Source organism: Embleya sp. AB8 (genome assembly GCF_049739465.1).
GTDB lineage: Bacteria > Actinomycetota > Actinomycetes > Streptomycetales > Streptomycetaceae > Embleya.
In genome coordinates, this window is the sequence record NZ_JBMHHY010000012.1 from 14,819 (window position 1) to 28,505 (window position 13,687).

A 13,687-nucleotide genomic window follows, 5' to 3' on the forward strand; every position below is an offset into this window, starting at 1 on the left:
GGCGTCCGCGCCCGCGAGGAGCGGCGCGGATGATCTCCACGTACACCGAGCTGCTGCGGACCCCGTCCGCGTGGCGATTCCTGGCTCCCGCGCTGATCGCGCGGCTGCCCTACGCGATGCTCGGCCTGGGCATCGTGTTGTTGGTCAAGCACACCACCGGCTCGTACGGCACGGCCGGCGCGGTCTCCGCCGCGGCGGCCGTGGCGCTCGCGTTCGTCGGCCCGCAGACGGGCCGGCTCGCCGACCGCTTCGGTCAGTCGGCCGTGGTGGTCCCCGGCGCGCTGCTGCACGGCGCGGCGGTGTCCGCGCTGATCGTGGCCGCGCTCGCGGACGCGCCGCTGTGGCTGCTGTTCGCCGGCGCGGTGCTCTCCGGTGCCACCGTGCCGCAGATCGGTTCGATGGTGCGCGCCCGCTGGGCCGCGCGACTGGAACGCTCGCCGCTGTTGCCGACCGCGTTCGCGTTCGAGTCGGTCACCGACGAGTTCACCTTCGTGGTGGGCCCGGTGGTGGCCACGTTCCTGGCCACCGGGGTGCACCCGGCCGCCGGTCTGGTGGTCGAGGCGGCACTGACCGTGGTCGGGTCGTTGTTGTTCGCGGCGCAACGCGGCACCGCGCCGCGCCGGGTGGTCCGGGCCGCCGGCGACGCGCCGCGCGTCTCGGCGTTGCGGATCGGCGGCGTACGACTGCTCGTGGTGGCGTTCGTGTGCATCGGCGGGGTGTTCGGGACCGTGCAGGTATCGGTCACCGCGTTCGCCGAGGAGGCCGGTCGACCCGGCCTGGCGGGCGCGCTCTACGCGGTGTTCGCGGGCGGCAGCCTGATCGCCGGCGCGGTCTACGGCGCGATCGCCTGGCGGCGGTCGGCGCAGCGGCGGATGGTGCTGATGTTCGCGCTGCTCGCGCTTGGCACCGCGCCGCTGTGGGCGATCCCGTCGGTGGGAATCATGGTGCCCGTCGCGTTGCTGTGCGGACTGGCGATCGCACCCACCCTGATCACCGGGTTCACCCTGGTGGACACGCTGGTCCCGGCCGCGGCCAAGACCGAGGCGTTCACCTGGCTGACCGGCGCGATCGGCCTGGGCCTCGCGCTCGGCTCCACCTTCTCCGGGATGCTGACCGACGCGCGTGGTTCGAGTGCCGGGTTCGCGCTGACCCTGGGGTCGGCCGGGATCGGCTTCCTGGTGGTGCTGGCCGGGCAGCGGCTGCTGCGGCCGAGCGTGGATGTGACACCCATTACACCGGTGACGTCGACCGTGGTGGACGGAACTCCGGTGGATGCTGCACCATTGGCACTCGACAGGTGAGAGTGCCAGTACCCAGCTGACCTGTCTGTCGAAGGAGGACCAGACCGTGCCGACGTACCAGTACCAGTGCACCGCCTGTGGCGAGGGGCTCGAGGCCGTTCAGAAGTTCACGGACGACGCGCTGACCGAGTGCCCCGCCTGCCAGGGCAGGTTGCGCAAGGTCTTCTCGGCGGTGGGCGTCGTGTTCAAGGGCTCGGGCTTCTACCGCACCGACAGCCGCGGGTCGAGCACGTCGTCGACGCCGGCGACGGCCGCGGCGGGCTCGGGTTCGTCCGCGTCCTCCTCGGGCTCGTCGTCCTCGGGCTCGTCCTCGTCGGAGGGCTCGTCGTCCTCGTCCTCGGGGTCGTCCTCGTCCTCGTCGTCTTCCTCCTCGTCGTCCGGCTCGTCCGGTACGACGTCGACGGCGGCCTGACCGATGGCCTCGGGCGTGCTGCCGGCGGGCGTGGCTCCGGCCGAGATCGGCGTGATCGGCGGTTCCGGGTTCTACGCGTTCCTGGAGGACGTGGTCGAGGTGCGCGTGGACACGCCGTACGGCGCGCCCAGTGACGCCCTCTTCCTGGGCGAGATCGCGGGCCGTCGGGTGGCGTTCCTGCCCCGGCACGGCCGCGACCACTCGATCCCGCCGCACCGGATCAACTACCGCGCCAACCTGTGGGCGCTGCGCGCCGTCGGGGTGACCCAGGTGCTCGCCCCGTGCGCGACCGGCGGGCTGCGGGCCGAATTCGGCCCGGGCACGCTCGTGGTGCCGGACCAGCTGATCGACCGCACCTCCGGCCGCACCCAGACGTTCTTCGACGGGCTGCCGCTCGCCGACGGCACCGTCCCGCCGGTCGTGCACACCACGTTCGCCGACCCCTATTGCGCGGACGGCCGCGCGGTGGTCACCGCGAGCGCGCGCGCCGCGGGCTGGGCGCCGGTGGACGGCGGCACCCTCGTGGTGATCGAGGGGCCGCGCTTCTCCACCCGCGCCGAATCCAAGTGGTACGCCGCGCAGGGCTGGTCGATCGTCGGCATGACCGGGCACCCCGAGGCGGTGCTCGCCCGCGAACTGGGGTTGTGCTGCACGGCCATTGCGCTGGTCACCGACCTGGACGCGGGGGTCGAGGCCGGCGAGGGGGTCACCCACGCCGAGGTGATGGAGGTCTTCGCGGCCAACGTCGACCGGCTGCGCACACTGCTGTTCGACGTGGTGGCGGAGCTGCCGAAGACCCGTTCGTGCGCGTGTGGCACGGCGGAGGTCGAGCGGCCGGCCTAGTGCCGCGCCACCAGCTGTTCCTACGCGCGGCGGCCGTTCGGCCAACCGCACGTACCGATCGCACGTGTCGGTGAGCCATCGAGGCCGCCTCCCGGGTTCCGGGGGGTGGCTTTTTTGGTGTGCGGGTGGCGGGGGTCACCCACGTGAGTGAATTCGGTATCCACAGGCGCCGAGTAATCCACAGGCGGGTGGACGGTTCGGCCGGGCCGGGGTCGTGCGCGGCACGGTGGGAACGCGGCTCGGCCCTCGTTTCCTGCCCCGGTTCCGACGCGGGTCGGGCCGCACTCGTCCGAGTCGTTCGGGTCGTGCGCGCCGGGCGCGTACCGACCCGCGCTGGAGGTGTGATGTCCGCTTCGGGATCGTTCGGATCCTCGCCCGGTGCCGCTCCCCGTTCCGCGTCCGCCGCCGCCCGGGTGTCGTGGCGGCGCGTACTGGCCCGCCACCGACGGGGGTTGGCCGCACTGTCCGCCGCCGTCGCGGCGCTCGCGCTGATCGTGGCGGTCCGGCCGCCGCCCCCGTCGACCACGCCGATCGTGGTGGCCGCGCGCGATCTGCCGGCGGGCAGTACACCCGGGCCCGCCGATCTGGCCCTGGTCGAGATGCCGACGGCGCTGCGCCCGGCGGGAGTTCTCCGCGCGGTACGACAGGCCGCGGGCGGAGCGCTGACCGGTCCGCTGCGCCGGGGCGAGCCGGTGACCGACGTCCGCCTGGCCGGCCCCGGCGGCCGACCCGACGGCGGCACGGTCACCCTGCCCGCGCGCTTCGCCGACGCCGACGCGGTGGCAGTGCTGCGGCCCGGCGACCGGATCGACGTACTGGCCGTACCACCGCCGGAACACCCCGGGCCGGCCCGGCTGATCGCCCCCGCCGCACTCGTCCTGGCCCGCCCCACCGCGACCGGTGCCGCGGCCGGTCCGTCGCTCGGTTCCTCGACCGGGGCGTTGTTGCTGCTCGAGGTGCCCCGGGCCGTGGCGGCCGAACTCGCCGGTGTCGCGACCGGCCCCGTACTCACTTACACCATCCACGGGTTCGCGAGTGGCGCTGTTGCGACGAATCACGAATAACACCAGACTCGTGCGAGTTGTCCGGCTTCATGGGGCATTCCGCGATTACGACCATTATTGGTATTGATCGATGATCGGATCGCCCCGTCGAGGCTTCGACCGATCAAGATCGATGGGAATCAAGCAGTGGGCGGCTTCAAGAAGTTCCTCATGCGCGGAAACGTCGTCGACCTGGCCGTGGCCGTGGTCATCGGCGCCGCGTTCACGGCAGTGGTGAACGCCTTCGTGAAGGGGATGATCAACCCGGTCGTGGGTGCCCTCGGCACCAAGAACCTGGACAGCTACACGTCCTGCATCAAGGGCCCGTGCGGGGTCGACGCGAAGGGCGAGACGATCGGTGTCCAGCTGTTGTGGGGCTCGGTCCTCGGCGCGGCACTGACGTTCGTGATCACCGCGGCGGTGGTCTACTTCCTGCTCGTACTGCCGCTCAACCACATGATGGAAAAGCGCAAGCGGGCCCTGGGCCACGGCGGCGAGAAGGAGCTGAGCGACACCGAACTGCTGGGCGAAATCCGCGACTTGCTCGCCGAGCGGCTCAACCCGCAGGCGCGCCCCGGCCACGGCAGCACCGGCTCGGGATCGTCCCGCACCGAGGACTGAGCAGGTACCGACACCACTACGCACAACGGCGGACCCGTACGCACAACGGCGGACCCGCACCTTCCCTCGAAGGTGCGGGTCCGCCGTTCGTCGTCGGGTCGGTCGGGGTCACATGTGGTGCGGCGGCTTGTCGTCCAGAAAGCGCCGCAGGTCCGCCGGATCGGGGGCGGCCCGATCCTCGCCCCACCCGGCGTCCGTCTCGTCCGAACCCAGCTCGGGAAGCACTTCGTCCCACCCGAACCGATCGAGCCGCTCGACTCGTTCCGCCTCGCTCACGTCACCCGCACCCGCCTCCATCGCCCCGATCTCCACCATCGCCCGAGGGCTTGAAGACACACCCCCAGTGTGCCGGCGCCCCGGCGGCACGCCGGTCACGCCGCTTCGAGCCCTTGGGCCGTGGCCAGTTCGCGGAGTTCGACCAGTGCCTGCTTCTCGATCTGGCGGATGCGTTCCCGGGTCAGGCCCAGTTGCTTGCCGACCTCGGTCAGCGTGTGCTCCTTGCCGTCCGCCATGCCGTAGCGCGCCCGCAGGATCGTCGCGGTGCGGCCGTCGAGCCGACCGACCAGGTCCGCTATCTGCTCGCGCCGCAGTGTCGCCAGGGTGATGTCCTCAGGCGTCAACGGGTCGGTCTCCTGGACCAGTTCGCCCAGTTCGGTCTCGCCGTCGTCGCCCACGGGGGTGTCCAGGCTGATCGGGTCACGCGCCCAGCCGATCACGTCCAGGACCCGCTCGGGCGTGGACCCGACCACCTCGGCGATCTCCGCCATCTCCGGATCACGGCCGTGGTCGCGGGCGAACTCGCGCTGCACCCGGCGGATCTTGCTCAGCTCCTCGACCAGGTGCACCGGCAACCGCACGGTGCGCGCCTGATCCGCCATCGCCCGGGTGATCGCCTGCCGAATCCACCACGTCGCGTACGTGGAGAACTTGAAGCCCTTCGCGTAGTCGAACTTCTCGACCGCGCGAACCAGACCCACATTGCCCTCCTGGACCAGGTCCAGGAACGGCATCCCGCTACGCGGGTAGCGACGCGCGACGGAGACCACCAGGCGCAGGTTGGCCTGGATGAACAGCTCCTTGGCCTGCGCGCCGCGCTCGATCAGCGCGTCCAACTCGGCCCGGTCGACGCCCTTGGGCACCGCGTCCTCGTCGATCAACTTCTGTGCGTAAAGCCCGGCCTCGATGTCCTTGGACATCTCGACCTCACGTTCGGCGTCGAGCAGCTTGGTGCGGCTGATCTCGTCCAGGTACACACCGACCGTGTCGCGCTCGACGTCGGCAGCCTTCCGCGTGCGGGAAGCCGCCACTCGCTCGGCGCCCTGTCGGGCCACACCACGTGTAGTCGGCATGCTCTAGCCCTCGCTTTCATTCGCGTTCGTCAATATTTCGAACGAACGAGAAGCCTGTGATATTCCGTCCGGAGATGTACGGTAGAAAGGTTGGCCGATAGCGACCCCTGGGAGCGCCTGCCCGGCCTCGGCCCACGCATGCACGCTCCGGAGTGCCTACGACCCGCTCAACGGTCGACAGGGCCCGGATGTTCCGATCTGCGCACGTGAAGCCGCCACGCGGCGCCCAGAGGCGGTACCCGAGGCGGCTCCCGACGGCGGATCACCGGCCGTCGACCCACCGATTTCGGCCGGCCCGAACACCGAAGCGCCTACCGGCCCGGCGCCGCCTCGGTACGGGTCCTCAGTGCGCGTCCGGCGCGGGTGCCAAGTCCCGAGGAATCAGCCGCCAGGCCAGCCCGGCGGCGACCAGCGCGACCACGCCGCCGGCCAGGAAGGTCGGCGTCATGCCGGCCGTGAACGCGTCGCCCGCCCGGGCGAGCAGGCCGCCCGTACCGAGCCGATCCGCGACCACCGAGGCGTCCCCGATCGACTCGCGCACCGCCGACAGGTCGGCCGGGGCGAGGTCCAGGGCGGGCAGGTTGGACCGGTAGAGCGCCGACGCCATGCTGCCCAGGATCGCCACACCCAACGCGGCGCCCAGCTCGTAGGCGGTCTCGTCGATCGCCGCCGCGCCCCCGGACTCCGCGGCCGGCACCGCGGACATCAGCACCACCGACGCGACGGTGGCCAGCGTGCCGACGCCGAGCCCGACCACCGCGAGCGACACCCCCACCAGCGGGTAGTCCACGTCCCGCACGTGTTGCCCGAGCCACGGCAGCGCGAGCCCGACACCCATCAGCGCGAGCCCGCTCCCGAGCACGTTGCGCGGCGGGAAGCGGTGCATCAGCGCGGGCACCACCATCGACGCGGCGATCAGCGCGATCGGCGCGGGCAGCAGGTGCAGTCCGGCCGAGACCGGGCTGTAGCCCTGCACGTACTGGAACCACTGGCTGAGCAGGAACAGCGCCGCGCCGAGGCCGAGCATGCCCAGGAAGATCGCGGTCGCGGCCATCGTGAACGCGCGGTTGGTGAACAGCCGGACCTGGAGCAGCGGGTTGGCCAGCCGCAATTGGCGCCGGACGAACACGGTCAGCGCGACCGCGGCCACCACGAGCAGGGCCCAGGCGATCGGATCGCCGACGCCGCCCTTGCCGAGTTGCTTGATGCCGCCCGCGAGGGTGCCCATGCCGACGATGGACAGGCCCACCCCCGGCCAGTCCCACGCGCCGGAGCGCGGCGAGCGGGACTCGGGCAACAACCACAGGCCGAACCCGATCACCGCGACCGCGATCGGCACGTTGAGCAGGAACGCCGACTGCCAGCCGTGCGATTGCACGAGCAGTCCGCCGACCACCGGGCCGAGCGCCATGCCGCCGCCGAAGACCGCCGACCACACGGCGTAGGCGAGGGCCCGTTCCCGGGCGTCGGTGAACACCTGGCGCAGGATGGTCAGCGTGGACGGCATGATCGCCGCGCCGCCGACGCCGAGCAGCACCCGGGCCGCGATCACATGCCAGGCGGCGGTCGCGGCCACCGCGAGCAGCGAGGCCGCCGCAAAGATCGCGAAGCCGACCAGGAGCAGCCGCTTGCGCCCCCAGCGATCGCCGAGGGCGCCCGCGGTGACCAGCAGGCCGGACAGGGCGAGTGCGTACGAGTCGATGATCCACAACTGCTCGACCGAGCCGGGCCGCAGATCCGCGACCAGGGACGGGAACGCGACGTTCAGGATGGTCGCGTCCATCGAGATGATCAGCAGGCTCCCGGACAGGATCGCGAGCACGGCCCAGCGCAGCGGGTCGCGGTCGGACGAAAGAGCGGCGGAGCCGGCCATGAAACAACCTCAATCCTTATGAGACATAAATGTCTCACATCAGGGTCGACACGTCCACCGGCTCCCCGCCCGGGAGCACCATCTGCACGAACGACTCACACGGCCGGAACCCGAGCCGCTCGTAGACCGCCCGGGCCGGATTGCCCTCGGTGACCGCGAGCCCGATCGAGGCCAGCCCGTCCAGTCGGGCCAGCCCGAGGGTGTGCCGCAACAACCGGGCACCGAGCCCGGCGTACGCCGGATCCGGATCGCGAAAGACCTCGGTGACCCACGGCCCGAGCGACGCCGCGTCGTTGACCAGGACCGCCGCCACCACCCGCCCCCGATCGAGTGCCACCGTGCTGAACCCGAACAGCGGCCCGATCGTGCCGCCGTCGTACAACCCCTCCAGCCCACGCGGATTCGGCTCCTCGCCGCTGTTGTCGGGATGCCCGGGCGGATAGGCGGCGACCCAGATGTCGTAGAGCTCCGCGGGCTCGACCGAGGCCGCGGCCCGCACCTCGATCCGCGGATCGGCCCACTGCGCGTCGCCGAGTTCCGCCCCCAGGTCGCGGGTGTACTGGTGCAGATGCCGCAACAACCGGCCCCCGGAGGCCAGCAGCACCGCGCCGATGTCCTCGCGGGCGGACACCACCCACCCGGGCAGCGCGGTCAGGATCGCGGGCGCGGCCAGTTCGGCGGGCCGCCGATGCACGCGCAGATCCATCGCGGCGGGCCGACCCGATCGATTGCCCAATCGGTAGTCGGCGACCAGGGTCCCGTCCCGATCGAAGACGGTCCCACGCGTACGAACACTCTCGTCGGTAGTCATGAGTTTCATTCTTCGATGCGCGAGCAAGTGATTTGTCTCCCTCGGCGGCGGCGTCGACCCCATCGCCCAGCATCACCCGACACACCGGCCCCCGCATTCCCGGAGACACCAGAACATGCGCGGAGAGTGATCGCCCACGAAACTGACATACATGGATAAAATCTCGCTCCGCACGGCCACGAAGGAGCAACTCGCGTCGGCCCGCAGCACCTCCTCCGGCCGCAGCTCGGTCACCATGCTCGGCGGCTCCCGGCAACACCTGCGGCAGACCCTGATCGCGCTGACCACCGGCAACTCGCTGGCCCAGCACGAAAGCCCCGGCGAGGCCTCGCTGATCGTGCTCACCGGCCACGTCCGGATGACCACCGACGACGACACGATCGAGGGCACCTCCGGCGACCTCCTGGTCATCCCCGAGGCACCGCACTCCCTGGAGGCCGTCGAGGACTCCGCGGTGATCCTCACCGTCGGCAAACCCTGACCCACCCCCCACGACCGGTCCGCTACCCTGTCCTGCGGGGCCACCAGGCCCCGATGCCTCCATAGCTCAGGGGATAGAGCACCGCTCTCCTAAAGCGGGTGTCGCAGGTTCAAATCCTGCTGGGGGCACCTCGGGTCAGGTCGGATTTTCCGACCTGACCTGCTGTGTGTCCAGCGGCGGTTCGGTGAATCCTTCGGTCGACGCGTGTCCCGGCACCCGGCCGTCACGTGGTCGGGGCCACCTCCGCCGCGCTTGCCCGCTGGTACAACGCCGCGATGGCCGGGCCGAAGTAGCTGCTGTAGTTGGTCAGATCGTCGCCGCCCTCCTGGTAGCCGCCGATCACCCCGATCACCGTGCCTCTGCCGTTGGCCGGGTCGATGTCGGTGAGCATCGGGCCGCCGCTGGTGCCGTCGGGGAAGTCCGCGCAGTCGAACCGCAGTTGGGTGTCGGAGAAGGCGGCGGTGGTGTTCTGGCAGCCGACCGGCTGCTGCTGGTCGTCCGGGTAGCCGACCGTCCGGGCGGGCCGGCCCGGCGGTATGTCGAAGGAGAGTTGCTCGGCGCCGGTGACCGATTCGATCCGGTCCTCCGTACCCGGGCGCCGGACCTGGAGGAACGCCACGTCGTAGGCCGGGTCCCGGTCGCTGACCCAGCGCGGGTCCACGTCGATCCGGGACGGGACCCATACGCCGTACGGCATCACGCCGTCGTGATAGCCCGGCGCGAACGCGATGTCGGACGCGAAGGCCCCGCCGTAGACGCAGTGCGCCGCGGTGACCACCAGGTTTCGGTTCGGCGAGGACACCACCGTCGCGGTGCAGAAGTGCGCCGGATTGTCCCCCTCCCCCGCGTGCAGCAGCGCGCCGATCGCGGGCGTCGGGGCGATCGGCGCGGCCTGCAGCGGATCGGACACCGGCAGTGGCTCCACCGCCGCCGAGGACTCCGTGGGCACCGGCGGCATGGGCGCCCCGGAGGGCGCCGCGGGCGAACTGCCGAGCAGCCCGGCGGCGATGCGATCGCCCTCGGCCGGGTCCGGCAGGTGGTATCCCCGGGCCGCGTCCCCGGTCGGGCGCGTTCTCGGGTGGCCGGAGATCCGGCCGGTCGACGCGAGGCCGACCACGACCAGGACCGCGGCCACACAGAACGCGGCGCCGAGCATCAGGCGCCGTCTTCCCCGGGTCGCTTCGGGCTGCGCGATTCGTCGCGACACTCGATCACCATTCTCAGCGGGATACGGCCTCGGCTCTTGGACGCTACCGGCTGGATGGATACCCCGGTGGGCCTGAAACAGACCGAACCCCGCACGGTCACCAGGTCGTGACGAACTGTTCCTCCGACCGTCGCCCGGGCTGGTGGGAGGAGGGCGACGGCCGCAGGAATCCCCCGCGTTTCCGCGTGCCGGCGCGGCGCAGTCTCTCCAAACACGCCCGACCGGCCCTGCGACCGTATCCCGGGGATCCGCCCGATCGGCACCCCGATTCGGGGGATTTATGACTGCCTTAAGAAAGTTCCATGGTGCGTGCACCTTTTCCGAAGGCCGCCCCGTACGCGTCGATCGTGGCCGGCACCGCGTCGTGCATCCCGTACACCGCGAACTGCGTCACGCCGAGCACGGTCAGCTCGGCCAGCCGCTCCGCGTGCCTCTCGATCGGGCCGAGCACGCAGAACCGGTCGACGATCTCGTCCGGTACGAAGTCGGTGGACGGGTTGTCGGCCCGGCCGTGGTGGGTGTAGTCGTAGCCGTCGCGGGCCCGGATGTACTCGGTCAGCGCGTCCGGCACCGCGCCCGAGTGCTCGCCGTATCGGGCCACCAGGTCGGCGACGTGGTTGCCGACCATGCCGCCGAACCAGCGACACTGCGCGCGGGCGTGTGCGATCGCCTCGGGCGCGCACACGTACGCGGGCGCCGCGACGCACACCGCGAGGGTGTCCGGATCGCGCCCGGCCGCCACCGCCGCGTCCCGGAAGCCGCGCACCATCCACTCCACCAGGTACGGATCGGCCAACTGGATGATCAGCCCGTCCGCCACCCGCCCGGCCAGCGCGAGGGCCCGCGGCCCGTACGCGGCCATCCACACCGGCAACCGCCCCTCGCGCACCCACGGGATCCGCACCGGCGTACCGGCCAGGTCCACCTCGCCACCCCCGGCCAGTGTGCGGATCGCGCCGATCGCCTCCTCGAGGCGAGCCAGCGTGCCGGGCCGGCGGCCGATGAAGCGCACCGCCGAGTCGCCCCGGCCGATCCCGCACACCGTGCGCGGCCCGTACATGTCGTTCAGCGTCGCGAACAACGACGCCGTCACCGTCCAGTCCCGGGTCAGCGGGTTGGTCACCATCGGCCCCACGGTCAGCGCGCTCGTCTCGGCCAGGATCCGGCCGAGCACGAGATACGCCTCCTGCCACAACACGCACGAGTCGAACACCCAGCCGTGCTCGAAGCCGTTGTCCTCCGCGCGCCGTATCAGCGACACCACGGACGACGCGGGCGGATCGGGTTGCAACACCAGGCCGAGTTCCATGACGCTCCGTCGACTCGGTTACCGGAAATCGGTTACCGGAAAGGGGGGAAGGGGGGAAGGGGGCCGCACCGAAGTCAGAGCAGATAGCCGCAGGTGTCCCGGCGCCGATAGCGCCCGTGTCCCGCGACGCCCGTGTAGACCCCGTCGTCGACCACGACCCGCCCCCGGGACAACACCGTGCGGGCCCGACCGGTGACCACCCGGCCCTCGTAGGCGGAGTAGTCCACGTTCATGTGGTGGGTGCGTACCGACAATTCGTGCCTGGCGTGCGGGTCGTAGATCACCACGTCCGCGTCCGAGCCCGGGAACAGCGCGCCCTTGCGCGGATACAGGCCGAACATCCGGGCCGGCGTCACACACGCCAGCTCGATCCACCGGCGCAGCCCGATGTGCCCGTCCAACACCGCCTGATGCAGCAGGTCCATCCGGTGTTCGACGCCCGGCAGGCCGTTGGGGATCCGGGAGAAGTCGCCACGCCCCAGCTCCTTTTGGCCGGCGAAGCAGAACGGGCAGTGGTCCGTGGAGACCACCGACAGGTCGTTCGTGCGCAACCCGCGCCACAGCGCGCCCTGATGCTCCTCGGCGCGCAGCGGCGTCGAGCACACATACTTCGCGCCCTCGAAGTCCGGCCGGGCCAGGTCCGCCGCGCTCAGGAACAGATATTGCGGACACGTCTCGCCGAACACGTTCAGCCCCAGGTCCCGGGCCCGGGTCAGCTCCTCCACCGCCTCCTGGGCGGACACGTGCACCACGTAGAGCGGCGCACCCGCCACCCGGGCCAGCGCGATCGCCCGATACACCGCCTCGGCCTCGAGCAGCGCCGGCCGGGTCGAGCCGTGAAAGCGCGGATCGGTGCGCCGCGCGGCCAGCGCCTGCTGGACCAGGACGTCGATTGCGATGCCGTTCTCCGCGTGCATCATCGGCAGCGCGCCGGTACTCGCGCAGCGCTGCATCGCCCGCAGGATCCGCCCGTCGTCGCTGTAGAGCGCGCCCGGATAGGCCATGAACAGCTTGAAGCTGGACACGCCCTCGTCGACCAGGCCGGGCAGTTCGGCCAGCGTGCGGTCGTTGACGTCGGCCAGGATCAGATGGAACGCGTAGTCGATCGCGCAGTTCCCCTCCGCCTTGGCGTGCCAGTCGTCCAGCGTCTCGCGCAGGCCCGCGCCGATCTTCTGCACCGCGAAGTCGACGATCGTGGTGGTCCCGCCCCACGCCGCCGCGCGGGTGCCGGTCTCGAACGTGTCGGAGGCGACCGTGCCGCCGAACGGCATCTCCATGTGGGTGTGCGCGTCCACCCCGCCCGGGATCACATAGCACTCGCTCGCGTCGATGATCCGGGCGCCGCCGCGCGCCCAGCCCTCGGCCACGTCCGGCGCGGCCACCGCCGCGATCCGCTCGCCGTCGATCAGTACGTCGGCGCGGATCTCCTCGGCGGCGGTCAGCACCAGGCCGCCCCGGATCAGGGTGTGCTGCGTCACCGCGCGCCTCAGGCTTCCGTCAGTGGGCCGTAGGCGTCCGGGCGGCGATCGCGGTAGAACGCCCAGTGCGCCCGGGTGCGGGTGATCAGGTCCAGATCCAGATCGCGCACCACCAGTTCGTCGTCCCGATCCGAGGCCGGATCACCGACGAAGCGGCCGGTGGGATCGACGAAGTAGCTGGTGCCGTAGAAGTCGTTGGCGCCGTACTCCTCGACCCCGACCCGGTTGATCGCCGCGACGAAATAGCCGTTGGCCACCGCCGCCGCGGGCTGCTCCAGGCGCCACAGGTGGGCGGAGAGGCTGCGCGAGGTGGCCGAGGGGTTGAACACGATCTGCGCGCCGGCCAGGCCCAGCGCCCGCCACCCCTCGGGGAAGTGCCGGTCGTAGCAGATGTAGACGCCGATCCGGCCGGCCGCGGTGTCGAAGACCGGCCAGCCGAGGTTGCCCGGCCGAAAGTAGAACTTCTCCCAGAATCCGGGCAGTTGCGGGATGTGGTGCTTGCGGTACTTGCCCAGGTATCGACCGTCCGCGTCGATCACCGCCGCGGTGTTGTAGAGCAGCCCCGGCTGCTCGATCTCGTAGACCGGCACCACCATCACCAGGCCCAACTCCCGGGCCAGCGCCCGCATCCGGGTCACCGTGGGACCGTCCGGGACCGGCTCGGCCCAGCGGTGGTGCGCGGTGTCCTGCACCTGGCAGAAGTACGGCGCGTTGAAGACCTCCTGGAAACCGATCACCCGCGCGCCCTGGCCGGCGGCCAGCCGAGCCAGCTCCTCGTGGCGCACGATCATCGATTCGGTGTCACCGGTCCAACCGGCCTGGACGAGTGCCGCGCGGACTACCTCGGGCATGTCTGGCTGCTCCACAACGTTCGGGCCGATCGGGTGCGGCCGACCTACCCGCACGTTCCGCCGTCCATGTGCCCATTCATCCGTACGTGTGCATCGGGTCCCTCGGAT

At 71.3% G+C, this 13,687-nt stretch carries 14 protein-coding genes and 1 tRNA gene; 7 read left to right on the forward strand and 8 right to left on the reverse strand.

Annotation, left to right across the window (positions count from 1 at the left end; translation table 11 throughout):
• The first annotated feature begins 29 nt into the window (after window positions 1-29).
• The 5 genes from ABIA38_RS18440 to mscL all read left to right on the forward strand — a co-directional run bounded on the left by ABIA38_RS18440 (window position 30) and on the right by mscL (window position 4,220).
• Window positions 30-1,301, forward strand: a complete 1,272-nt coding sequence (locus tag ABIA38_RS18440; protein WP_424639770.1) for an MFS transporter — start codon at window positions 30-32, stop codon at window positions 1,299-1,301.
• A gap of 46 nt (window positions 1,302-1,347) precedes the next feature.
• Complete coding sequence (locus ABIA38_RS18445; protein WP_424639771.1) at window positions 1,348-1,713, forward strand: FmdB family zinc ribbon protein; 366 nt, start codon at window positions 1,348-1,350, stop codon at window positions 1,711-1,713.
• A 3-nt stretch (window positions 1,714-1,716) separates the two neighbouring features.
• Window positions 1,717-2,556: an S-methyl-5'-thioadenosine phosphorylase gene (locus tag ABIA38_RS18450; protein ID WP_424639772.1), complete on the forward strand. Its 840-nt coding sequence runs from the start codon at window positions 1,717-1,719 to the stop codon at window positions 2,554-2,556.
• 344 nt (window positions 2,557-2,900) lie between these two features.
• Window positions 2,901-3,620, forward strand: coding sequence for an SAF domain-containing protein (locus tag ABIA38_RS18455; RefSeq protein ID WP_424639773.1), 720 nt, complete (start codon window positions 2,901-2,903; stop codon window positions 3,618-3,620).
• A 126-nt stretch (window positions 3,621-3,746) separates the two neighbouring features.
• The gene (gene mscL / locus ABIA38_RS18460) at window positions 3,747-4,220 is read left to right on the forward strand and encodes a large conductance mechanosensitive channel protein MscL (protein WP_424639774.1); all 474 of its coding nucleotides are present in this window, start codon (window positions 3,747-3,749) and stop codon (window positions 4,218-4,220) included.
• 108 nt (window positions 4,221-4,328) lie between these two features.
• Here the strand turns inward: mscL and ABIA38_RS18465 are convergent, their stop codons facing one another.
• The 4 genes from ABIA38_RS18465 to ABIA38_RS18480 all read right to left on the reverse strand — a co-directional run bounded on the left by ABIA38_RS18465 (window position 4,329) and on the right by ABIA38_RS18480 (window position 8,253).
• A complete protein-coding gene (locus ABIA38_RS18465) occupies window positions 4,329-4,556 on the reverse strand; it encodes a hypothetical protein (protein WP_424639775.1) in 228 nt (75 codons plus the stop codon).
• Between the two features lie 35 nt (window positions 4,557-4,591).
• Window positions 4,592-5,569, reverse strand: a complete 978-nt coding sequence (locus ABIA38_RS18470; protein WP_424639776.1) for a sigma-70 family RNA polymerase sigma factor — start codon at window positions 5,567-5,569, stop codon at window positions 4,592-4,594.
• Window positions 5,570-5,912: 343 nt separating this feature from the next.
• A complete protein-coding gene (locus ABIA38_RS18475; RefSeq protein WP_424639777.1) occupies window positions 5,913-7,442 on the reverse strand; it encodes an MFS transporter in 1,530 nt (509 codons plus the stop codon).
• Between the two features lie 34 nt (window positions 7,443-7,476).
• Window positions 7,477-8,253 (reverse strand): GNAT family N-acetyltransferase, encoded by a 777-nt coding sequence (locus ABIA38_RS18480; protein WP_424639778.1) that lies wholly within the window; start codon window positions 8,251-8,253, stop codon window positions 7,477-7,479.
• A gap of 151 nt (window positions 8,254-8,404) precedes the next feature.
• Between ABIA38_RS18480 and ABIA38_RS18485 the strand changes: the two genes are divergently transcribed.
• Entirely contained in the window at window positions 8,405-8,734 is a 330-nt protein-coding gene (locus ABIA38_RS18485; RefSeq protein ID WP_424639779.1) for a cupin domain-containing protein, read from the forward strand.
• 55 nt (window positions 8,735-8,789) lie between these two features.
• A tRNA-Arg gene (locus ABIA38_RS18490) sits at window positions 8,790-8,862 on the forward strand.
• A 95-nt stretch (window positions 8,863-8,957) separates the two neighbouring features.
• On the opposite strand, the gene ABIA38_RS18495 is transcribed toward ABIA38_RS18490, so the two are convergent.
• The 4 genes from ABIA38_RS18495 to ABIA38_RS18510 form a co-directional block, all read right to left on the reverse strand.
• Window positions 8,958-9,890 (reverse strand): trypsin-like serine peptidase, encoded by a 933-nt coding sequence (locus ABIA38_RS18495; RefSeq protein ID WP_424639780.1) that lies wholly within the window; start codon window positions 9,888-9,890, stop codon window positions 8,958-8,960.
• Window positions 9,891-10,230: 340 nt separating this feature from the next.
• Window positions 10,231-11,250 carry a TIGR03842 family LLM class F420-dependent oxidoreductase gene (locus ABIA38_RS18500; RefSeq protein WP_424639781.1) on the reverse strand — a complete coding sequence of 340 codons (1,020 nt, stop codon included), beginning with the start codon at window positions 11,248-11,250 and terminating at the stop codon, window positions 10,231-10,233.
• 74 nt (window positions 11,251-11,324) lie between these two features.
• Window positions 11,325-12,728 (reverse strand): dihydropyrimidinase, encoded by a 1,404-nt coding sequence (hydA, locus tag ABIA38_RS18505; protein ID WP_424639782.1) that lies wholly within the window; start codon window positions 12,726-12,728, stop codon window positions 11,325-11,327.
• A gap of 8 nt (window positions 12,729-12,736) precedes the next feature.
• Window positions 12,737-13,579: a nitrilase-related carbon-nitrogen hydrolase gene (locus ABIA38_RS18510; protein WP_424639783.1), complete on the reverse strand. Its 843-nt coding sequence runs from the start codon at window positions 13,577-13,579 to the stop codon at window positions 12,737-12,739.
• Window positions 13,580-13,687 lie beyond the last annotated feature (108 nt).